At 70.7% G+C, this 20,718-nt stretch carries 25 protein-coding genes, 1 tRNA gene and 1 riboswitch; of the genes, 18 read left to right on the top strand and 8 right to left on the bottom strand.

Annotated elements, in window-relative coordinates:
- Nucleotides 1–73 precede the first annotated feature (73 nt).
- Nucleotides 74–859, top strand: a complete 786-nt coding sequence (locus CP969_RS15655) for an RDD family protein (RefSeq protein ID WP_016826076.1) — start codon at nucleotides 74–76, stop codon at nucleotides 857–859.
- A gap of 60 nt (nucleotides 860–919) precedes the next feature.
- Here CP969_RS15655 and CP969_RS15650 read toward each other — a convergent pair whose 3' ends face one another.
- Entirely contained in the window at nucleotides 920–1,222 is a 303-nt protein-coding gene (locus CP969_RS15650; protein ID WP_016826077.1) for a hypothetical protein, read from the bottom strand.
- A gap of 385 nt (nucleotides 1,223–1,607) precedes the next feature.
- On the opposite strand from CP969_RS15650, the gene CP969_RS15645 reads away from it, so the two are divergent.
- A complete protein-coding gene (locus CP969_RS15645; RefSeq protein WP_004987513.1) occupies nucleotides 1,608–3,962 on the top strand; it encodes an immune inhibitor A domain-containing protein in 2,355 nt (784 codons plus the stop codon).
- 122 nt (nucleotides 3,963–4,084) lie between these two features.
- Nucleotides 4,085–4,429, top strand: a complete 345-nt coding sequence (locus CP969_RS15640; RefSeq protein ID WP_004987515.1) for a hypothetical protein — start codon at nucleotides 4,085–4,087, stop codon at nucleotides 4,427–4,429.
- Nucleotides 4,430–4,587: 158 nt separating this feature from the next.
- Here the strand turns inward: CP969_RS15640 and CP969_RS15635 are convergent, their stop codons facing one another.
- Together CP969_RS15635 and CP969_RS15630 are read right to left on the bottom strand one after the other, a co-directional pair.
- Entirely contained in the window at nucleotides 4,588–5,175 is a 588-nt protein-coding gene (locus tag CP969_RS15635; RefSeq protein ID WP_004987516.1) for a nicotinamidase, read from the bottom strand.
- 141 nt (nucleotides 5,176–5,316) lie between these two features.
- Nucleotides 5,317–6,663: a nicotinate phosphoribosyltransferase gene (locus tag CP969_RS15630; RefSeq protein ID WP_026085143.1), complete on the bottom strand. Its 1,347-nt coding sequence runs from the start codon at nucleotides 6,661–6,663 to the stop codon at nucleotides 5,317–5,319.
- A gap of 98 nt (nucleotides 6,664–6,761) precedes the next feature.
- Between CP969_RS15630 and clpS the strand changes: the two genes are divergently transcribed.
- The 7 genes from clpS to CP969_RS15595 all read left to right on the top strand — a co-directional run bounded on the left by clpS (nucleotide 6,762) and on the right by CP969_RS15595 (nucleotide 11,794).
- Entirely contained in the window at nucleotides 6,762–7,079 is a 318-nt protein-coding gene (gene clpS / locus CP969_RS15625) for an ATP-dependent Clp protease adapter ClpS (RefSeq protein WP_004987519.1), read from the top strand.
- Nucleotides 7,080–7,135: 56 nt separating this feature from the next.
- On the top strand, nucleotides 7,136–7,738 hold the full coding sequence (locus tag CP969_RS15620; protein WP_004987520.1) for a DUF2017 domain-containing protein: 603 nt from the start codon (nucleotides 7,136–7,138) through the stop codon (nucleotides 7,736–7,738).
- Between the two features lie 494 nt (nucleotides 7,739–8,232).
- A complete protein-coding gene (locus CP969_RS15615) occupies nucleotides 8,233–9,657 on the top strand; it encodes an amino acid permease (RefSeq protein ID WP_004987522.1) in 1,425 nt (474 codons plus the stop codon).
- Nucleotides 9,658–9,790: 133 nt separating this feature from the next.
- Nucleotides 9,791–10,213 (top strand): M67 family metallopeptidase, encoded by a 423-nt coding sequence (locus CP969_RS15610; RefSeq protein ID WP_016826080.1) that lies wholly within the window; start codon nucleotides 9,791–9,793, stop codon nucleotides 10,211–10,213.
- A gap of 133 nt (nucleotides 10,214–10,346) precedes the next feature.
- Nucleotides 10,347–10,442: a putative leader peptide gene (locus CP969_RS34445; RefSeq protein WP_317984034.1), complete on the top strand. Its 96-nt coding sequence runs from the start codon at nucleotides 10,347–10,349 to the stop codon at nucleotides 10,440–10,442.
- 116 nt (nucleotides 10,443–10,558) lie between these two features.
- A complete protein-coding gene (locus CP969_RS15600) occupies nucleotides 10,559–10,837 on the top strand; it encodes a MoaD/ThiS family protein (RefSeq protein ID WP_004987526.1) in 279 nt (92 codons plus the stop codon).
- Nucleotides 10,838–10,843: 6 nt separating this feature from the next.
- Nucleotides 10,844–11,794 (top strand): PLP-dependent cysteine synthase family protein, encoded by a 951-nt coding sequence (locus CP969_RS15595; protein WP_004987527.1) that lies wholly within the window; start codon nucleotides 10,844–10,846, stop codon nucleotides 11,792–11,794.
- A 120-nt stretch (nucleotides 11,795–11,914) separates the two neighbouring features.
- On the opposite strand, the gene CP969_RS15590 is transcribed toward CP969_RS15595, so the two are convergent.
- A complete protein-coding gene (locus CP969_RS15590; RefSeq protein WP_016826081.1) occupies nucleotides 11,915–12,376 on the bottom strand; it encodes a type II toxin-antitoxin system PemK/MazF family toxin in 462 nt (153 codons plus the stop codon).
- Between the two features lie 202 nt (nucleotides 12,377–12,578).
- Between CP969_RS15590 and CP969_RS15585 the strand changes: the two genes are divergently transcribed.
- On the top strand, nucleotides 12,579–13,331 hold the full coding sequence (locus CP969_RS15585) for an MBL fold metallo-hydrolase (protein ID WP_004987529.1): 753 nt from the start codon (nucleotides 12,579–12,581) through the stop codon (nucleotides 13,329–13,331).
- Nucleotides 13,332–13,399: 68 nt separating this feature from the next.
- Here CP969_RS15585 and CP969_RS15580 read toward each other — a convergent pair whose 3' ends face one another.
- Nucleotides 13,400–14,665, bottom strand: a complete 1,266-nt coding sequence (locus tag CP969_RS15580) for a PTS transporter subunit EIIC (protein ID WP_016826082.1) — start codon at nucleotides 14,663–14,665, stop codon at nucleotides 13,400–13,402.
- Between the two features lie 288 nt (nucleotides 14,666–14,953).
- On the bottom strand, nucleotides 14,954–16,261 hold the full coding sequence (locus CP969_RS15575; RefSeq protein ID WP_016826083.1) for a PTS transporter subunit EIIC: 1,308 nt from the start codon (nucleotides 16,259–16,261) through the stop codon (nucleotides 14,954–14,956).
- Nucleotides 16,262–16,434: 173 nt separating this feature from the next.
- Between CP969_RS15575 and CP969_RS15570 the strand changes: the two genes are divergently transcribed.
- The 4 genes from CP969_RS15570 to rdgB all read left to right on the top strand — a co-directional run bounded on the left by CP969_RS15570 (nucleotide 16,435) and on the right by rdgB (nucleotide 18,702).
- Nucleotides 16,435–16,668, top strand: coding sequence for a PTS sugar transporter subunit IIB (locus CP969_RS15570; RefSeq protein WP_004987532.1), 234 nt, complete (start codon nucleotides 16,435–16,437; stop codon nucleotides 16,666–16,668).
- Nucleotides 16,669–16,760: 92 nt separating this feature from the next.
- A complete protein-coding gene (rph, locus tag CP969_RS15565; protein WP_004987533.1) occupies nucleotides 16,761–17,498 on the top strand; it encodes a ribonuclease PH in 738 nt (245 codons plus the stop codon).
- Nucleotides 17,499–17,637: 139 nt separating this feature from the next.
- Entirely contained in the window at nucleotides 17,638–18,036 is a 399-nt protein-coding gene (locus CP969_RS15560) for a hypothetical protein (protein WP_004987535.1), read from the top strand.
- A gap of 63 nt (nucleotides 18,037–18,099) precedes the next feature.
- Nucleotides 18,100–18,702: an RdgB/HAM1 family non-canonical purine NTP pyrophosphatase gene (gene rdgB / locus CP969_RS15555; protein ID WP_004987536.1), complete on the top strand. Its 603-nt coding sequence runs from the start codon at nucleotides 18,100–18,102 to the stop codon at nucleotides 18,700–18,702.
- Nucleotides 18,703–18,709: 7 nt separating this feature from the next.
- Here rdgB and CP969_RS15550 read toward each other — a convergent pair.
- Nucleotides 18,710–18,793 (bottom strand) — tRNA-Leu (locus CP969_RS15550).
- A gap of 39 nt (nucleotides 18,794–18,832) precedes the next feature.
- The gene (bcp, locus tag CP969_RS15545) at nucleotides 18,833–19,300 is read right to left on the bottom strand and encodes a thioredoxin-dependent thiol peroxidase (RefSeq protein WP_004987537.1); all 468 of its coding nucleotides are present in this window, start codon (nucleotides 19,298–19,300) and stop codon (nucleotides 18,833–18,835) included.
- Nucleotides 19,301–19,439: 139 nt separating this feature from the next.
- On the opposite strand from bcp, the gene CP969_RS15540 reads away from it, so the two are divergent.
- The 3 genes from CP969_RS15540 to CP969_RS15530 all read left to right on the top strand — a co-directional run bounded on the left by CP969_RS15540 (nucleotide 19,440) and on the right by CP969_RS15530 (nucleotide 20,693).
- Nucleotides 19,440–19,769, top strand: a complete 330-nt coding sequence (locus CP969_RS15540) for a DUF3618 domain-containing protein (RefSeq protein ID WP_016826084.1) — start codon at nucleotides 19,440–19,442, stop codon at nucleotides 19,767–19,769.
- 44 nt (nucleotides 19,770–19,813) lie between these two features.
- On the top strand, nucleotides 19,814–20,170 hold the full coding sequence (locus CP969_RS15535; RefSeq protein WP_004987541.1) for a GroES family chaperonin: 357 nt from the start codon (nucleotides 19,814–19,816) through the stop codon (nucleotides 20,168–20,170).
- A 102-nt stretch (nucleotides 20,171–20,272) separates the two neighbouring features.
- A riboswitch (guanidine-III (ykkC-III) riboswitch) is annotated at nucleotides 20,273–20,339 on the top strand.
- A 33-nt stretch (nucleotides 20,340–20,372) separates the two neighbouring features.
- Nucleotides 20,373–20,693 (top strand): DMT family transporter, encoded by a 321-nt coding sequence (locus CP969_RS15530; protein ID WP_004987543.1) that lies wholly within the window; start codon nucleotides 20,373–20,375, stop codon nucleotides 20,691–20,693.
- Nucleotides 20,694–20,718 lie beyond the last annotated feature (25 nt).

Below are 20,718 nucleotides of genomic sequence, written 5' to 3'. Positions count from 1 at the left end.
CCGCCCGGGGAGCGCTACTCCGGACGGCCGCTCGCCGGATGCGAGGCCGGGGGGTTCGCGGTCGACTCGGGCCATGAGCACCGAACCGCCCTCCGGCTCCGGTCAGCAGCCGCCGGACGACGACCCGTTCCGGAAGCAGCCCCCACCGGACGACGACCCGTTCCGGAAGCAGCCTCCACCGGACGGCCCGTCGGGCCCCGGCGGGCCCGGAGCGCCGGGGCAGGGCTCCCCGTACGACACCCCGTACGGCAGCCAGCCCCCGCCGTACCCGGGCGGCGGCGGTACGGGTGAAGGCGGCGGCCCGGGTGAAGGCGGTGGTCCGGGCTGGGGCGGCCCGGGCGGCGGTGGTCCCTACGGCGGAGGAGGCGGCCCCTACGGCGGCGGCCAGGGCCCCACCGACCCCCTCGCCGGCATGCCCCCGCTCGCCGACAGCGCCAGGCGCACCCTCGCCCGCATCATCGACATGGTCCTGGTGGGCCTCGTCGTCTGGCTGCTCACCTGGCCGTTCGGGATCGGCGAGTACAACGTCGACGGCAATGACGTCAACGTCGGCAATTCCCTCTGGCAGTCCTTCGTCGCCGCCGTGCTCTACATCGCCTACGACACGTTCATGACGGCACGCTTCGGTCAGACCCTGGGCAAGAAGTGGCTGAAGCTGAGGGTGGCCAACCTCTCCGACGGCGCCACCCCCTCCGTGCAGACCTCACTGACCCGCGCGGCCGTGCTGTGGCTGCCGTTCGCGTTCTGCTGCGCCTGCGTCTGGACCGTGATCGCGGGCGGCTGGAGCTTCTTCGACCGGCCCTACAAGCAGGGGCTGCACGACAAGGCCGCCAGGACGGTCGTGGTCAGTACCGGCTGACCGGGACCGGGGCGGGCGCCGGGAGGACCGGGCCGGGTGGCGGGAGGACCGGACGAGGCGTCAGGACGCCGCCCGCTCCCGCACCGGCTCGCGGACCGGCTCCCGCACCGACGTGCGGACCGGAGCGGGGACGGCGGTCCGCACCGACCGGAGGGGAGCGGGCTGCCGCGCCGCGGCGGAACGGGGCCTGGCCAGCGGAGGCGCCATGGCCACCAGCACACCGAGGGCGAGTGCCGCGACGGCGACGAAGGTGATCCCCACGGCCGAACCCGTCCGTGACAACAGCAGCAGGGCGAAGGTCGAGAGGACCACGGTGCACGTACCGTAGGCGAGCTGAGCGACAGTCGGACGGGGCATGGCCATCGTGTCCTAGGAAGTCGGGGGCCGTCGGCCTGGCTTTCCACCGGGTCAGGGGCGTTCCGCCAAGCGACTTTACCGCGAGGGTGCCCGAGGGGAACCGGCAGTAACCACGACCCGACCGACAGGGCCGGTGCACGGGGGGCGCACGGATTCATGGCGTCCAGCCAGTGGACGGATGTGCGCGCCCGTTCGGTTTCGCGCCGAAGTGTCCGATACGCGAACGTCGGCTCCGCATAATGCACTTGAGCTGTTCAAGTCAAGGTCTGTATTTTCTGCCGAACCTCTAGTCGAATGTGGTCACTTGACTACACGCGTTGATCACGTGCGACGCGGGCCCTCCAACGACGGACGCCCTGTCCGCGCGCACGCACGCGGGAGGGGATCTCAAGTGACCAGTAGACCCTGGACGTTCAGAGCAGCCGCGATAGGCGTGGCCCTCGCGGCGGCCACCGCCACCTGCTCGGCGTTCACCGTGGCCCAGGCCGACACGGCCGACGCGGCCGACCGGCCCGCCGCCGTGGATCGAAAGGATCCGGCGGCGCGCGCCCACGTGGAGCACGACCTCGAGGGCCCGCTCTCCAAGACCCGAGCGGCCCAGCGCGAGGAGGCACTGAAGCAGGTCATCGCCGGCAAGGCCACGGTGAAGGACCGCAAGGGCTCCAAGGTCGTCCAGCTCAAGAGCAAGAAGGGCGACGCCAAGTACGTCGAGCTCGGCCGTGAGAAGACCGACAAGATCTTCACGATCCTGGTCGAGTTCGGCGACCAGATAGACAGCCGCTACGGCGGCACCCCGGGTCCGCTGCACAACCAGATAGCCGAGCCGGACCGCAAGAAGGACAACTCCACCGCCTGGCAGGCCGATTACAACCGGGAGCACTTCCAGGAGCTGTACTTCGGCTCCGGCAAGGGCGTCGACTCGGTCAAGACCTACTTCGAGAAGCAGTCCTCCGGCCGCTACTCGGTCGAGGGCGAGGTCACCGACTGGGTGAAGGTCCCCTACAACGAGGCCCGTTACGGCTCCAACAAGTGCGAGCCCGACAACTGCGCCTGGTTCGCGGTGCGGGACGGCGTCAACGCCTGGGTGGAGCAGCAGAAGGCGGCCGGGAAGACCGACGCCGAGATCGCGGCCAAGATGGCCGAGTACGACCAGTGGGACCGCTACGACCACGACGGCGACGGCGACTTCAACGAGCCCGACGGCTACATCGACCACTTCCAGATCGTGCACGCCGGTGAGGACGAGTCCGCCGGCGGCGGCGCCCAGGGCGAGGACGCGATCTGGGCCCACCGCTGGTACGCCTTCGGCACCGACGCCGGCGCCACCGGCCCCGAGCAGAACAAGCTCGGCGGCACCCAGGTCGGTGACACCGGCATCTGGGTCGGCGACTACACCATCCAGCCGGAGAACGGCGGACTCGGCGTCTTCGCCCACGAGTACGGCCACGACCTCGGTCTGCCGGACCTCTACGACACCGCCGGCGGCGAGAACTCCACCGGCTTCTGGACCCTGATGTCCTCCGGCTCCTGGCTGGGCACCGGCAAGAACGAGATCGGCGACCTGCCCGGCGACATGACCGCCTGGGACAAGCTCCAGCTGGGCTGGCTCGACTTCGACACGGCCAAGGCCGCGACGAAGTCGAAGCACAAGCTGGGCCTCGCGGAGTACCAGACCAAGAACAAGCAGGCCCTCGTGGTCGAGCTCCCGGAGAAGGCGGTCACCACCGAGGTCGTCGTCCCGGCCGAGGGGCGGACCCAGTGGTGGAGCGGCAGCGGTGACGACCTCAGGAACACCCTGACGCGTTCCGTGGACCTCACCGGCAAGACCTCGGCCGAGCTGACCCTCGACGGCTGGTACGAGATCGAGTCCGACTACGACTTCCTCTACACCGAGGTGTCGACCGACGGCGGCGCCAACTGGACCGCCGTCGACGGCACGGTGGACGGCCGGCCGATCCCGCGCGACGGCAGCGACAAGCCGGCCCTGCACGGCACGGTCGACGGCTACAAGCCGCTGGTGTACCCGCTGGACGCCTACGCGGGCCAGAAGATCGACCTGCGCTTCCGCTACCAGACCGACGGCGGCCTGGCGATGAAGGGCTTCGCGGCCGACCGGATCACGGTGACGGCGGACGGCGCGGCGCTCTTCACGGACGACGCCGAGACCGAGGACGCGGCCTGGACGGCGAAGGGCTTCTCCCGCATCGGCGCCTCCTTCACCAAGGACTACGCGCAGTACTACATCGCGGAGAACCGGCAGTACGTCTCGTACGACAAGACCCTGCGGGTCGGCCCGTACAACTTCGGCTTCGCCAACAGCCGCCCGGACTGGGTGGAGCACTTCCCGTACCAGAACGGCCTGCTGATCTGGAAGTGGGACACCTCGCAGCAGGACAACAACACCAGCCGGCACCCGGGCACCGGTCTGATCCTCCCGGTCGACTCGCACCCGACCGCGCTGAAGTGGTCCGACGGCACGCTGATGCGCAACCGCATCCAGACCTACGACGCGACGTTCAGCACGCACCGCACCGACGGCCTCACGCTGCACAAGGCCGACGTGGCGACCCGGATCCCCTCCTCGAAGGGCGTCTCGGTCTTCAACGACCGCAAGAACACCTACTACGACGAGGCGAACCCGACCGGTGGTGTCAAGATCACTGACACCAACACCACGATCAAGATCGTCAAGGAGGCCCGCGACGGCTCGACGATCCACCTCGAGGTCGGTCGGGCGAGCAAGTAAATAGCGTTTTCGCAGGTCAGAGCGTGATCGGCGGTGACCCCCTGGCGGGTCGCCGCCGATCCGTGTTTAGGTGCGTCCTGTGGCTTTCTTATTGACACCGGATGACACGGGGGTATGACCACATGGCCGCAGGAGGTTTCTGCAAGCTGCCGAACGGCACCGTGGTGGTGGCGCTGAACCTGCCCAGCCCCGCCGCCGACGGACCGGCCGGGGTCCGCGTGCTCGTCCACGCGCAGAACCGGGCGCGCGCCCTGACCAGGCTGCGCAACCTGGGGCTGCGGGCGGTCTACCTGCGGGGCAACGCCGCCCCGCCGACCCCCGACGAGGTCACGGCGGTGCTGCACCACCCCGACGGCCTGATATGGCGCACCGCGCCCGACGGCGGCGTGCCGGCCGGCCGCGCGCCGGTCGTGGAGCTGTGGCGTCCCATCAGGGCCCTGCTCGGACGCCCCGCGACACCCGCGTGACGCCCGCCGCGGGCGCCGCGGGCGCCGTGTGAGGCCCACCCGCGGACGCCACGGGATCCGCGGGACGCCCACCGCGGGCGCCACGGGGCCCGCGGGACGCCCACCGCGGGCGCCACGGGGCCCGCGTGACGCTCACCGCGGGAGCCGTGTGGCGGTCGTCACTGGACGACCGGCTTGCCCGAGAGCTCCACGCCCGCCTCCCGCAGCTCCTCGATCGCCCGCTCGGTGGTCGCCTGGGCCACCCCGGCGGTGAGGTCGAGCAGGACCTGGGTGCGGAAACCCTCGCGGGCGGCGTCCAGGGCGGTGGCGCGCACGCAGTGGTCGGTGGCGATGCCCACCACGTCCACCTCGTCGACCTCCCGGTCCCGCAGCCAGTCGGCCAGGCCCACGCCGTTCTCGTCGGTCCCCTCGAACCCGCTGTAGGCCGCCGAGTACGCCCCCTTGTCGAAGACGGCGTCGATCGCGCCGGAGGCGACCGCGGGGGCGAAGTTCGGGTGGAAGCCGACGCCCTCGGTCCCGGCGACGCAGTGCGCGGGCCAGGAGCGGACGTAGTCGGGGTTGTCGGCGAAGTGCCCGCCGGGGGCGATGTGGTGGTCGCGGGTGGCCACCACGTGCCGGTAGCCGGCCGGGGCCTGCCCGATCAGCTCGGTGATGGCGGCGGCCACGTCGGCGCCGCCGGTCACCGCGAGGCTGCCTCCCTCGCAGAAGTCGTTCTGCACGTCAACGACGATCAAGGCGCGGCGCATGGTCGGTGTCCTTCGGTTCTGGGGTCGGGTGGGGAGCGGCCCGGCCGTGAACCTCCGAGCCTAGGGAATGACGGTCGATGCGGACAGGGACTGGGCGGGGCGGGCAGGAGCCCCGACCCGCCGGTGACGGCACATGCCGCTTTAGCTACCCGAGCCCCCGTGCAGGTACTCCGTCGGAATGACGGGTTCCCCCCGGGAGAGCTGTGTAGCCGACAGGGGAAGGCCCGCGCGGGCCGCCGCGTGCCGGTCGCGGACCACGTCCAGCGGCTCGCGCGCGACCACCTCGCCGCCCTCGACCAGGGACACCAGGAGCTGCCGGTCGGCCAGCGCGTCGGGCACCTCGCCGGTGCCGACCACCTCGGCCTCGGCGACGCCGTACGCGTCCAGCCGCCGCGCGGCCCACTTCCGGCCGCCGAGGGAGGTCTTGCCGCCGGAGGACTTCTTCGCCACCGGCACCAGCGGCGCCCCGGGGTCGTCGGAGACGGCGCGGGCGACCAACTTGTAGACCATGGAGGCCGTCGGGTGCCCGGAGCCGGTCACCAGCTGGGTGCCCACCCCGTACGCGTCCACGGGCGCCGCCGCCAGCGAGGCGATGGCGTACTCGTCCAGGTCCGAGGTCACCAGGATCCTCGTGCCGGTCGCGCCCAGCGCGTCGAGCTGCTGCCGCACCCGGTGCGCCACCAGCAGCAGGTCGCCGGAGTCGATGCGCACGGCGCCCAGCTCCGGTCCGGCGACCTCGACGGCCGTGCGGACCGCCTCGGCCACGTCGTAGGTGTCCACCAGCAGCGTCGTCCCGCCGCCGAGCGAGTCCACCTGGGCGCGGAACGCGTCCCGCTCGGTGTCGTGCAGCAGGGTGAAGGCGTGGGCGGAGGTGCCCACGGTCGGGATGTTGTAGCGGAAACCGGCCGCGAGGTCGGAGGTGGAGGCGAAGCCGCCGATGTACGCGGCCCGCGAGGCGGCCACCGCGGCCAGCTCGTGGGTGCGCCGGGCGCCCATCTCGATCAGCGGCCGGTCACCGGCGGCGGACGACATCCGGGAGGCCGCCGCGGCGATCGCCGAGTCGTGGTTGAGGATCGACAGGATCACGGTCTCCAGCAGCACGCACTCGGCGAAGCTGCCCTCGACCCGCATGATCGGCGAGCCCGGGAAGTACACCTCGCCCTCGGGGTAGCCCAGGATGTCGCCGGAGAAGCGGTAGTCGGCCAGCCACTCCAGGGTCGGGTCGTCGACGATCCCCTTCTCCCGCAGGAAGCGCAGGACGCCCGGGTCGAAGCGGAAGTTCTCCACCGCGTCCAGCACCCGCCCGGTGCCGGCCACCACGCCGTAGCGGCGCCCGTCCGGCAGCCGCCGGGTGAAGACCTCGAACACACTGCGCCGCCCGGCCGTACCGGCCTTCAGGGCGGCCTGCAGCATCGTCAGCTCGTACTGGTCCGTGAAGAGCGCCGTCGAGGGGACATCCACCGGCAGCCCAAGGTCCGCTGTGTTCATACGACGGATGCTACCCCCATTTCGTCAGTCTGACGATTTAGGGTCCAAGCACCGGAACAGCGGGCCGGTTTGTGCGACCACCCCCCTGCGGTGGCAGCATGGGCAGTGTGACGTCACCCGCGCCCCTGGAGATCGAACGCACCGAGTCGGCGGAGGAGGTCTTCGCCGTACCCGAGCCCGACGTCCCGTGGGTCACGATCGTCCACAACGACCCGGTCAACCTCATGAGCTACGTGACGTACGTCTTCCAGACGTACTTCGGCTACTCCAAGGACAAGGCCACCAAGCTCATGCTCGACGTCCACCACAAGGGCCGGGCGATCGTCTCCAGCGGCACCCGCGAGGAGATGGAACGCGACGTCCAGGCCATGCACGGCTACGGACTGTGGGCCACCCTCCAGCAGGACCGGAAGTGACCGAGCCGGACATGACCCGACCCCGCCCGCAGGACCGGAAGTAGCGAATCGCCTCCATGCCAGGACACTTCGAACCGCTCCCCGGCGGCGGCGCGGCCGTCGCCCTCGACGACGTCGAGATCTCCATCATCCGTTCCCTGGCCGTGCAGCTGATGGAGCTCATCGGCCCCGGCCCGGCCGAGGATGCCTCCGGCGACCCGCTCGCCGAACTGTTCGCCGAGGGGCCGAGCGAGCCGCCCTCCGACCCGGTGCTGCGCCGCCTCTTCCCGGACGCCTACGGCGGCCCCGGGCAGCCCGCGTCCGGGAAGGAGGCCGAGGAGCAGCGGGCGTACTCCGCCGAGTTCCGCCGCTACACCGAGAACGACCTGCGCGCGGGCAAGCGCGAGAACGCCCTCGCGGTGATCCGCTCCCTGGACGAGCTCGTCCCGGCCGGCGAGGACGGGGCGGTGCTCGAGCTGGCGCCCGAGGAGTCGCGGCGGTGGCTCGGCGCCCTGAACGACCTGCGCCTGGCGATCGGCTCCCGCCTGGAGATCAGCGACGAGGAGGACAGCGACCTCCTCCTCCACCTCTCCGACGAGGACCCGCGCAAGCCGATGGTGATGGCGTACCTGTGGCTCGGCGCCCTCCAGGAGACGCTCGTCTCGACGCTCATGCCGTAGCCCCCGCGCCCGGCGTCGCAGTCCCCGCGCCTCACGCCGCAGCTCCCGCGCCCGGCGTCGTGGCTCCCGCACCTCGTGTCGTGGTCCCCGTGCCGGTGCCGTGGTTCCCGCGGCGCGTGCCGCGGATCACCCCCTCATGCCGTAGATCCACGCCGCATGTCCGGACAAGTCGCCCGATCCGTTCGCTCAGCGGACGCTCAAATCCGGGTAACGATCGCATTACCGAGCCCGCCGCCTATGGGTTTTCCGGGTGCGCTTTGTCCGCTTCTCCCTGTGGGGTGCGTCACACTCCGCTCAGGTGATCGACGGGGCGACCGTGGTACATCTTCACGATCGCCCGGTGAACACCACCCGAATGTTCGGCCGGGTGCGCCACCGAGCCGGCCACCGCCGGCCAGGCACGAGCGGACAGCTCAGCTCCATCAGTCCGGGGGGATCGCGACCCGATCCGCGGCCGACCGACGGCCCGGGTCGGAATGGAGAAAGGCGCACACATGACCTCACCGCAGGTCGACAAAGAGGCCGTACCCGAGGAGGGGTACGAGCGCGGACTGGGCAGCCGCCAGGTCCAGATGATCGCGATCGGCGGCGCCATCGGCGTCGGCCTCTTCCTGGGGGCCGGGGCGAACATCGCCAAGGCCGGCCCCAGCCTGATCGTCATGTACGCCCTGGCCGGCGTGATCATCTTCTTCATCATGCGGGCGCTCGGCGAGCTCCTGCTCTACCGCCCCGTCTCGGGCTCCTTCGCCGAGTACTCGCGCGAGTTCCTCGGCCCGTTCTTCGGCTACTTCACCGGCTGGACGTACTGGCTGATGTGGGTGGTCACCGGCATGGCCGAGCTGACCGCCGCCGCCATCTACATCAACTACTGGTTCCCGGTGATCCCGCAGTGGGTGTCGGCCCTGGTCTTCCTGGTCGTCCTGTTCGCGGCCAACCTGATCTCGGTCAAGCTCTTCGGCGAGATCGAGTTCTGGTTCTCGATGGTCAAGGTCACCGCGATCATCGGCATGATCGTCATCGGCCTGGGCGTGCTCACCCTCGGCTTCAGCCAGGCCGGCGACACCGCGGCCGTCTCCAACCTGTGGGCCTTCGACGGTTTCTTCCCCAAGGGCATCGGCTCGTCCCTGATGACCCTCCAGGGCGTCATGTTCGCCTACCTCGCCGTCGAGCTCGTCGGCGTCACCGCCGGCGAGTCCGAGAACCCGGAGAAGACCCTCCCCAAGGCGATCAACACCCTGCCCTGGCGCATCGCCCTGTTCTACGTCGGCGCGCTCACCGTCATCCTGTGCGTGGTGGAGTGGACCGAGTTCTCCGACGGGGTCAGCCCCTTCGTGAAGGCGTTCGCGGTCATCGGCATCCCGGCCGGCGCCGGCATCGTCAACTTCGTCGTGCTGACCGCCGCCCTGTCGTCCTGCAACTCCGGCATGTACTCAACCGGCCGCATGCTGCGCAACCTCGCCGACAACGGCGAGGCCCCGCGGCTCTTCAAGCGGCTGTCGTCCCGCAAGACCCCGGCGCTCGGCATCGCCACCTCGGTGGTCTTCATGGGCATCGGCGTGGTCCTGAACTACGTGGTCCCGGAGAAGGCCTTCGGCTACGTCACCTCCATCGCCACCGCGGCCGGCATCTGGACCTGGCTGATGATCCTGGTCAGCCACGTCCTCTACCGCCGCAAGGTCGTCGCGGGCCGGCTGCCCTCCTCCTCCTTCCCGGCGCCCGGCGGCTCGGTCTGCTCCTACATCGCCATCGTGTTCCTGCTCTTCGTCACCGCGCTGATCGCGATCGACGCGGACGCCCGGATCTGCCTGTACGTGATGGCCGGCTGGGCCGCCGCCCTGGGCGTCGGCTGGTTCCTGCTCAAGCAGCGCAACCCGGGGGTCGCCGAGCGCCGCGAACCGGACCTCCAGAAGGTCCTCTGACCTCCCCCCAGGACGCCCGTCCGCGGGGAGCACACGTGGTCCTCCCCGCGGCGGCCGCTCAGGGCGTCCGGCATGCGGGCCGTCGCGTACCACCCTTCGGTACGCGTCGGCCCGTCTGCTTATCCTGGGCCCCATGCTGACCATCACCCAGGCCCTGTACGACAAGATCGTCGCCCACGCCCGTGAGGACCACCCCGACGAGGCGTGCGGCGTGGTGGCGGGCCCGGTGGGCTCCGGCCGTCCCGAGCGCTTCATCCCCATGGTGAACGCGGCCCGCTCGCCCACGTTCTACGAGTTCGACTCCCAGGACCTGCTGAAGCTGTACCGGGAGATGGACGACAACGACGAGGAACCGGTGGTCATCTACCACTCCCACACCGCGACCGAGGCCCACCCCTCCCGCACCGACATCGACCTCGCCAGTGAGCCCGGCGCCCACTACGTCCTGGTCTCCACCGCCGACACCGACGGCCTCGGCGAGTTCCAGTTCCGCTCCTTCCGGATCGTGGAGGGCGAGGTCACCGAGGAGGAGGTCAAGGTCGTCGAGGCGTACTGACCGCCCGCCGATCGCCTGCCGATCCCGAGACACCCCGGATGCCGAGCGCGCCGGTCTCGGACTGCGGATGCGAGACGTCCGAGGGATGAGACCGCATTCCGGGGTGCGGACCGGGAATCGATACGATGGGCCCATGGTTCTACTCGACGTGAGCGAAACGACGCCGGGCACACTGCTCGTGGCGCGGCTGCACGTCGACCTGTGCAGGCTGAACAGCGCCCTCTGTTGATTCCCGCAGCCGCCGTACGGCCGTGAGCCGCGGCGCTCCCCGGAGCGAGAGCCCGGGGGACCCCCACGCGCGCCCACCGACCAGATCACACCCCTTTCCGACAGGAGCCCGCAGCCATGGCCATCGAGGTCCGCATCCCGACCATCCTCCGCCAGTACACCGACGGTCAGAAGGCGGTGGAGGGCACCGGGAACACCCTCGCCGAGCTCTTCGCCGACCTCGACACCCGGCATGCGGGCATCCGGGCCCGCATCGTGGACGGTGACCAGCTGCGCCGCTTCGTCAACGTCTACCTGAACGACGAGGACGTCCGCTTCCTCGACGGCATCAACACCAAGCTGTCCGACGGCGACAACGTCACGATCCTGCCGGCCGTGGCCGGCGGCATGGCCTGACCGGCGATGCGCTACGACTCCCCGCTGGCCGCGGTGGGCAACACCCCTCTGGTGCGCCTGCCGCGGCTCTCGCCGTCCGCCGACGTCCGGATCTGGGCCAAGCTGGAGGACCGCAACCCCACCGGCTCGATCAAGGACCGCCCGGCCCTGTTCATGATCGAGCAGGCGGAGAAGGACGGCCGCCTGACCCCGGGCTGCACCATCCTCGAGCCGACCAGCGGCAACACCGGCATCTCGCTCGCCATGGCCGCCAAGCTCAAGGGCTACCGCATGGTGTGCGTGATGCCCGAGAACACCTCGCAGGAGCGCCGCGACCTGCTCGCCATGTGGGGCGCGGAGATCATCTCCTCCCCGGCCGCGGGCGGCTCCAACACCGCCGTGCGGGTCGCCAAGGAGCTCTCCGCCGAACACCCGGACTGGGTGATGCTGTACCAGTACGGCAATCCCGACAACGCCGGCGCGCACTACGCCACCACCGGCCCCGAGATCCTCGCCGACCTGCCCTCGATCACGCACTTCGTGGCCGGCCTCGGCACCACCGGCACCCTGATGGGCGTCGGCCGCTACCTGCGCGAGCACAAGCCCGACGTGCGGATCGTCGCCGCCGAGCCCCGCTACGACGACCTGGTCTACGGCCTGCGCAACCTCGACGAGGGCTTCGTCCCCGAGCTGTACGACGCCTCCGTCCTCACCACCCGCTTCTCGGTCGGCTCCGCCGACGCGGTCACCCGCACCCGTGAACTGCTCCAGCAGGAGGGCATCTTCGCCGGGGTCTCCACCGGCGCGGCCCTGCACGCGGCGATCGGCGTCGCGCGGAAGGCGCTGAAGGCGGGGGAGTCCGCCGACGTCGTCTTCGTCGTCGCCGACGGCGGCTGGAAGTACCTGTCGACCGGCGTGTACACGGCCGCCACGACCGAGGAGGCCATCGAGACGCTCCAGGGCCAGCTCTGGGCGTAGGACGGCCCCCGCCCGTCCCGCGAAGGCACCTCACCGCACACGCGAGAAGGGGCCGGAGGCACACACCTCCGGCCCCTTTTTCGCGTCCCCGGGGCGCCACCTTCCCGTGGCCCCGGTGCGTCACCTCGCGAGATACCGCACCTGGTCCCACAGCACCGGATCCACCACGCCCACCCGGCGCCGGAAGTCCTCCACCGGGACCTCGCGCAGCTCGTCCGTCTCCAGGAAACTCGCCCGCCCCTGCGCGTCCCCGACGGAGCCCGGGGGCAGCGCGATCACCCCCGCCCGCTCGTCCCGGAACCTCGTGGTGATCTTCGCGACGGTCGCCCGCCGCCCGCGCACCGACAGCACCAGACACGGCCGGTCCTTGCTCCCGGGCCCGTCCTCGTAGGGCACCCCGGCCCACCAGATCTCCGCCGGCCGCGGCCGGCCCGCGTCCGCACCGGCCCGCCCCCTCGGCCGCGGGAACCCGACCCGGCGCTCCCGGGGCGGCCGCGCCCCGCGGCCCCATCCGTCGACGAGCGCGGTGACCAGGGCGAGCAGCACCACCGCGGCGAAGGCGAGCCACCAGGACGTGTCCATGCCCTGACCGTACCGGCGCGAGCCGCTTGCGCGCGCCCCCACGGGGCACCCGGAAGCCCCGCTTCCAGCCGAACCGGTGACAGCACAGGTGAGTTCGCCCACAACGGACCCTGGCGGAGGAGCGACCGAAGGTTTCGCGCCTTACGCTCGACGAACCGCACGACCCCCGTCTTCACATCCCGCCAGCGGAGGTTTCTGCTTCATGAAGCTCACCGTCGTCGGCTGCTCGGGGTCGTTCCCGTCCGCGGAATCGGCCTGCTCGAGCTACCTCGTCGAGGCCGACGGCTTCCGGTTGCTCCTCGACCTGGGCAACGGCGCCCTGGGAGAGCTGCAGCGCCACTGCGGTCTCTACGACCTCGACGCGATCTTCCTCAGCCATCTGCACGCCGATCACTGCATCGACATGTGCGCGTACTTCGTGGCGCGCTACTACCGGCACGACGGCGGCCGCTGCGAGCCCCTCCCGGTCTACGGACCCGAGGGCACGGAGCACCGGCTGACCACCGCCTACGCCGACACCCCCTCGGCCTCCTCCATGAGCGAGGTCTTCGACTTCCACACGGTCAAACCGTCCACCTTCGAGATCGGCCCGTTCACCGTCCACACCGAGCGGGTCGCGCACCCGGTGGAGGCGTACGGCATCCGCATCGAGCACGGCGGGCGGACCCTGACCTACTCCGGCGACACGGGAGTGAGCCCGGCACTGGACGAACTCGCCCGCGACGCCGACCTGTTCCTGTGCGAGGCCGCCTTCACGCACGGCAAGGAGAACATCCCCGACCTGCACCTCAACGGCCGCGAGGCGGGTGAGACCGCGGCCCGCGCCCGCGTCCGCCGCCTGATCCTCACCCACATCCCCCCGTGGACCGACCCGCAGATCAACCTCATCGACGCCCGCGCGGTGTACGACGGCCCGGTGGGGCTGGCGACGCGGGGCGCGACGTACGAGATCTGAGTCCCCGCACGGCCGAGGCCCCCGGCGCCGTCCTGGCGCCGGGGGCCTCGGCCGTGCGGTCGGGGCGGCTACTTGGCCTCGGCCTTCTGCAGCTCCGCCAGTTCCTCGTCGGACTCGCGGCCCGGCGTCGGCAGGTTGAACTTGGTGATCGCGAAGCGGAAGACCACGTAGTAGACCGCCGCGAAGCAGAGGCCGACCAGGGCCAGGCCCCACGGGTTGGTCGCGATGCCCAGGTTCAGGAAGAAGTCGACCGCGCCGGCCGAGAACCCGAAGCCGTCCTTCATCCCCAGCGCCCAGGTCAGTGCCATCGAGACACCGGTGAGGACCGCGTGGATCGCGTACAGGACCGGCGCGATGAACATGAACGTGAACTCGATCGGCTCGGTCACGCCGGTGACGAACGAGGTCAGTGCCAGGGAGAACATCATGCCGCCGACGACCTTGCGGCGCTCGGGGCGGGCGCAGTGCACGATGGCCAGGCAGGCGGCGGGCAGCGCGAACATCATGATCGGGAAGAAGCCGGTCATGAACTGGCCGGCGGTCGGGTCACCGGCGAGGAAGCGGGCGATGTCACCGCTCTTGCCCTCGTACTCGCCCGCCTGGAACCAGGGGAAGGAGTTCAGCAGGTGGTGCATGCCGACCGGGATCAGGGCACGGTTGGCGACACCGAAGATGCCCGCGCCGACGGCACCGGAGCCGACCAGCCACTCACCGAAGTTGTGCAGACCCGTGCCGAGGATCGGCCAGATGTAGCCGAAGACGATGCCGATGAGCAGACCGGCGAACGCCGACAGGATCGGGACCAGGCGGCGGCCGCCGAAGAAACCCGCCCAGTCGGGCAGCTTGGTGCGGTAGAAGCGCTGGTAGAGCAGGGCGACGACGAGGCCCATGACCACACCGCCGAGCACCTTGGCGTCCACCGCCTGCTCGACCATCACGATCTTGCCGTCGACGATGGCTTCCTTCTTGGGCAGGCTGCCGTCGGTGAACGTGCCGAGGACGTTCTTGAAGACCAGGTAGCCGACGACGGCGGCGAGCGCGGTCGAGCCGTCCGACTTCTTCGCGAAGCCGATGGCGATGCCCACCGCGAAGAGCAGGGCCATGTTGTCGAGGATCGCGTTGCCGCCGGCGCTCATGAAGGACGCGATCTTCGTCAGGAAGGCCGGGAACTCCGGGCGCCCGAGCATGTCGGTGTTGCCGAGGCGCACCAGCAGCGCGGCGGCGGGCAGGACGGCCACCGGCAGCATCAGGCTGCGGCCGATGCGCTGCAGCACAGCCATCGCGCCGGAGCCCTTCTTCTTCTCGGCCGCGGGAGCGGCGCTGGCCGTGGACACAACTTCCTCCAGTGGGCATGGCGCCGCCCGGGGACAAAGGAAGGGGACGGCGGCGTCCGGTGGTCTACACCACTCGGTGGTGTAGACCTGTTGTAGCACGATGGAGGGGGTGCGAGGAACCCGTTGTCCCCGCTACCGGCGGGCTACGCGGCGTGCCTGCCCCGGACGCCGGCCGCGGCCGGCGCGGAACCGCCCGACGGCCGTCCTCCGGGCACGTCGAAAAGCCCCCGGACCGAGTAGGTCCGAGGGCCCCGACAGCCGGGTCCAGCCTAGGAGATCACGCCGCGGTCACGCCTTGGTGGTGTCCTCGACCTCCTCCTCGGCCTCCCGCCCCGGGGTCTTCAGGTCGAACCTCGTGATCGCGAAGCGGAAGACCGCGTAGTACACCACCGCGAAGCACAGGCCGATCGGGACGATCGCCCACGGCCGGGTCGCCAGGTTCCAGTTGATGACGTAGTCGATCAGCCCCGCCGAGAAGCTGAACCCGTCGTGCACCCCCAGCCCCCACGTCACCGCCATCGACGCACCCGTCAGCAGCGCGTGCACCACGTACAGCGCCGGCGCGACGAACAGGAACGCGTACTCGAGCGGCTCCGTGATGCCGGTGACGAACGACGTCAGCGCCACCGACAGCATCAGGCCGCCGACCTCCTTGCGCCGGTCCGGCCGCGCGCAGTGGGTGATCGCCAGTGCCGCCGCCGGCAGCGCGAACATCATGATCGGGAAGAAGCCCGACAGGAACTGCCCGGCCTCCGGGTCGCCCGCCAGGAACATGTTGATGTCGCCGTGCACCACCGAGCCGTCCGGCTTGGTGTAACTGCCGAACTGGAACCAGATCGGCACGTTCAGGAACTGGTGCAGCCCCACCACCAGCAGCGCCCGGTTCGCCACCCCGAACACCCCCGCGCCCCCCGCGCCCAGGCCGCTCATCCAGTCGCTGAAACCCTCCAGCGCGCCGCCGATCGGCGGCCAGATCCACAGGCACAGCGCCGCGAACACGATCGCCGCGAACGCCATGATGATCGGCACCAGGCGACGGCCGTTGAAGAAGCCCAGCCAGTCCACCAGCCTCGTCCGGTGGAACCGCTGCCACAGGTACGCCGCCATCAGCCCCACCACGATCCCGCCGAACACCCCCGGGTTCTGGTACGTGAACGCGGTCACCGTCCCGTCCGTCAGCCGGCAGCCGACCATCGGCACCGCCTGCGACCCCTCGGGGCAGTCCTCCGGGAACTGGCGCAGCACGTTGTAGTAGACGAGGAACCCGGTCACCGCCGCCAGCGCCGTCGAACCGTCCGCCTTCTTCGCCATGCCGATGGCCACACCGACGCAGAACAGCATCGGCAGCCCCAGCGCACCGTCCAGCAGCGCGCCGCCCGCGCCCACCATCACCCTGGAGACGTCCGTCCAGCCGAGCCCCTCGTCCCCGAACACGTCCGGCTGCCCCAGCCGGTTGAGGATGCCCGCCGCCGGCAGCACCGCGATCGGCAGCTGCAGGCTCCGGCCCATCTTCTGCAGCCCCTGGAACACCTTGTTCCAGCGCTCCCGCCCGGAACGGACCGTATGCTCGGCGCCGGCGGGGCTGGCGGCACTCATCCGGTCCCCTTCGCTCGACGGGTTTGGCGACACTCCACCCGGTGGTGTAGACCAGTCGGAGGACGGTTCCGCTGTCGTGACGCCATCCTTCGGCACCCACGACAGGACCGCTCGCAAAGATGGGCCAACTGTGGGTTACTACGACAAAGCGGTTCGGATCAGGGAGAACGAACATGGCCACCAAGGCTGAGAAGATCGTTGCCGGGCTCGGCGGCATCGACAACATCGAAGAGGTCGAAGGCTGCATCACCCGCCTGCGCACCGAGGTCCTCGACCCGGCCAAGGTCGACGACGCCGCCCTGAAGGCCGCCGGAGCCCACGGTGTCGTCAAGATGGGCAGCGCCATCCAGGTCGTCATCGGCACCGACGCCGACCCCATCGCGGCGGAGATCGAAGACATGATGTGAACCGCCCCGGCGTCGTCCCCGGCTTCACTCCTCGAGGGCCCCTTCCCACCGCGGGAAGGGGCCCTTCCGCGGGTACGGCTAGGCTCGGCGCCATGTCTCGAATCGACGGCCGCACCCCCGAACAACTCCGCCCGATCACCATCGAACGCGGCTGGAGCAAGCACGCCGAAGGCTCCGTCCTCGTCTCCTTCGGCGACACCAAGGTCCTCTGCACCGCCTCCGTCACCGAAGGCGTCCCCCGCTGGCGCAAGGGCAGCGGCGAGGGCTGGGTCACCGCCGAGTACGCGATGCTCCCCCGCGCCACCCACACCCGCGGCGACCGCGAGTCCGTCAAGGGCCGCATCGGCGGCCGCACCCACGAGATCAGCCGCCTCGTCGGCCGCTCCCTGCGCGCCGTCATCGACTACAAGGCCCTCGGCGAGAACACCGTCGTCCTCGACTGCGACGTCCTCCAGGCCGACGGCGGCACCCGCACCGCCGCCATCACCGGCTCCTACGTCGCCCTCGCCGACGCCATCTCCTGGGCCCAGGGCAAGAAGCTCATCAAGGCAGGCCGCCGTCCCCTCACCGGCTCCGTCAGCGCCGTCTCCGTCGGCATCGTCGGCGGCGTCCCCCTCCTCGACCTCTGCTACGAGGAGGACGTCAAGGCCGACACCGACATGAACGTCGTCTGCACCGGCGACGGACGCTTCGTCGAGGTCCAGGGCACCGCCGAGGCCGAGCCCTTCGCCCGCGCCGAACTCGACGCCCTCCTCGACCTCGCGGTCGCCGGCTGCGCCCGACTCGCCGACGCGCAGCGCGCCGCACTTGGTACCGTCGTCGAAAGGTAAAGGACGCACCAAGAAGGACGGCCGACGCGGGCAACCGCGCCGGCCGCTCCCGCGTCCGAACACATGAGGGCGCACGGCTCCACCCCGCGCGCCCGGCCAGCGACCCGGGCCCACGGCCCGACGAGGGAGGGACCGTTCCATGGCCGCGAGCCGCCGACGCCGCACCATAGCCGTCACCGCCACCCTGGCGGCCGTCGCGCTGACCGCCGGACTCACCACCGGCTGCGCCGCCGTCGACAAGGCACTGGACTGCATCCAGACCGCCGACGCCATCGCCGACAGCGTCACCGACATGCAGCAGGCCGTGGAGAACGCCTCCGACGACGTCACCCAGCTCGAGGAGTCCCTCGAGTCCATAGACAGGAACCTCGGCGAGATCGGCGACAAGACCGACAACGCCGACGTCTCCCAGGCCGTCGACGACCTCGACAAGGCCGTCGACAACGTCCGCACGTCGATCGAGAACGGCGACGCCACCCCCGACCTCGGCCCCGTCACCGACGCGGCCGGCGAGCTGACGAAGGTCTGCACCCCCTAGGACACCGCGCCCCGGGACACCGCGGCGGCGGAGCGGTCGGCGGGGCCCGGAATACTGGACCCCATGACCCGCCTGATCCTCGCCACCCGCAACGCCGGAAAGATCACCGAACTGAGGGCCATCCTCGCCGAGGCCGGCCTGCCCCACGACCTCATCGGCGCCGACGCCCACCCCGAGGTCCCCGACGTCAAGGAGACCGGCACCACCTTCGCCGAGAACGCCCTCCTCAAGGCCCACACCCTCGCCCGGGCCACCGGCCTGCCCGCGGTCGCCGACGACTCCGGCCTCTGCGTCGACGTCCTGGGCGGCGCCCCCGGCATCTTCTCCGCCCGCTGGTCCGGCCGCCACGGCGACGACCGGGCCAACCTGGACCTCCTCCTGGCCCAGCTCGCGGACATCGCGGACGAACACCGGGGAGCCCACTTCGCCTGCGCGGCGGCGCTCGCGCTGCCGGACGGCACGGAACGCGTGGTCGAGGGACGGCTGCGGGGAACCCTCCGCCACGCCCCCTCCGGCACGGGCGGCTTCGGCTACGACCCGATCCTCCAGCCGGAGGGCGAGACGAGGACGTGCGCGGAGCTCTCCCCGGCGGAGAAGAACGCCATCAGCCACCGGGGCAAGGCGTTCCGCGAGCTGGTACCGGTGGTGCGGGAGCTGCTGGGGTGAGAACCGGTGCGGCCGGAGGGACTCGAACCCTCACGGGAGTTACCCCACTGGGACCTAAACCCAGCGTGACTGCCAATTCCACCACGGCCGCCTGATGCTGCCCGGCCATGCTAGCGGCCGGGCAGCGCACTCAGACGCCCAGGTCCTTGATGATCTTGGCTACGTGGCCGGTCGCCTTGACGTTGTACAGGGCGCGTTCGACCTTGCCCTCCTCGTCCACGACGACCGTGGAGCGGATGACGCCGACCACCGTCTTGCCGTAGAGCTTCTTCTCGCCGTGGGCGCCGTAGGCCTCCAGGACCCGCTTGTCGGGGTCGGCGAGGAGGGTGACCTTCAGGGACTCCTTCTCGCGGAACTTCGCCAGCTTCTCCGGCTTGTCGGGGGAGATGCCGATCACGTCGTAGCCCGCGCCGGCGAGCAGGTCGAGGTTGTCGGTGAAGTCGCAGGCCTGCTTGGTGCAGCCGGGGGTGAGCGCGGCCGGGTAGAAGTAGACGATGACCTTGCGGCCCTTGTGGTCGGCCAGGGACACCTCGTTGCCGTCGGCGTCGGGCAGGGTGAAGGCGGGGGCCTCGTCCCCGGGCTGGAGGCGTTCGCTCATCGGTCGGGTCTCCTCGTACGTGCGCGCTGCGTGGATCGGGTACCGGGATCGAGGGTAACCGGGGGTCCTGACAGTGCGGCGCGGCATGGAGCTGACAGACTGTCCGGCACAGGCATCAGCGGATTTCGGAGGCGACACGGTGGCGGACACGGCGGACACCAGAACCCCGGCGCAGATCGAGGCGGACATCAAGCGCCGTCGTGCGGTGCTGGCCGAGACCCTGGACGAGATCGGCGTGCGGGTGCACCCGAAGACGATCGTGGGGGACGCGAAGGCCAGGGTCGTCGCCAACGTCGACCACACGCTCGGGCGGACCTACGTCCGCGTCAACCGTGTGGTGAGCGAGGTGAAGGCGCAGTTCGTGGACGAGCAGGGCGCGCCCCGGCTGGAGCGGGTGGTGCCCGCGGCGCTGCTGGTGGTGGGGGTCGTGGGGCTGCTCACGGCGACCACCCGTCGGCGCAAGGGCTGACCCACCCACGTGTGATCGCGGCGAAGGCAGGTAGGTTTCAGAACGTGAGCGCCAACAGACACGAGCACAGCTCCCAGCACGACAAGCTGCCCATCCGGATGCTGCACGACCGCGTACTCGTGCGGCAGGACGCGAGTGAGGGCGAGCGGCGTTCCGGGGGCGGCATTCTGATTCCCGCGACGGCGGCGGTGGGCCGTCGGCTGGCCTGGGCCGAGGTCGTCGCGGTGGGACAGAACGTACGGACCGTGGAGCCGGGTGACCGGGTGCTGTTCGATCCGGAGGATCGGGCGGAGGTCGAGGTGCGGGGCGTCGGGTACGTGCTGATGCGGGAACGCGATCTGCACGCCGTGGCCGCGGACCGGTTCGAGGGTTCCGAGGATTCGACCGGCCTGTACCTGTAGATCCGCCACCTGTGGTTCTGCGAAAGAGCCGGGAAGGGGCTGGTGACCATGGTCACCAGCCCCTTCCCGGTCGTTCTGGCTAGAGTGGAGGGGACCCGTGCGGAAGCCCCGCGGCTTCCCGGGCCCCGACGAGACGCGCCGTACCGGGGGAAGGAAAAGACGACGCACCCCCGTTTCCTTTCGTGTCCCGGAGGTGCCTGCCATGGCCTGGGTTCTGCTCGTCGTCGCCGGTCTGCTGGAAGTCGGCTGGGCGATCGGTCTGAAGTACACCGACGGCTTCACCCGGCTCGTCCCCAGTGTTCTCACGGGCGCGGGCATCGTCGGGAGCATGGTGCTGCTGTCGTACGCCGCGCGCACGCTGCCCATCGGCACGGCCTACGGCGTGTGGGTGGGGATCGGTGCGGCCGGGGCGGCGGTGATGGGCATGGCGGTGCTGGGGGAGCCGGTGACCGCCGCCCGGATCTTCTTCATCTCCCTGCTGGTGGTCGCCGTGGTGGGGCTGAAGGCGACCTCCGGCCACTGACGGGTCCGCCCGGTCACCGGCCGGG

It is taken from the genome of Streptomyces viridosporus T7A (assembly GCF_008704515.1).
Taxonomy (GTDB): Bacteria; Actinomycetota; Actinomycetes; order Streptomycetales; family Streptomycetaceae; genus Streptomyces; species Streptomyces viridosporus.
This window is presented reverse-complemented; position numbering and strand designations above follow the sequence as displayed.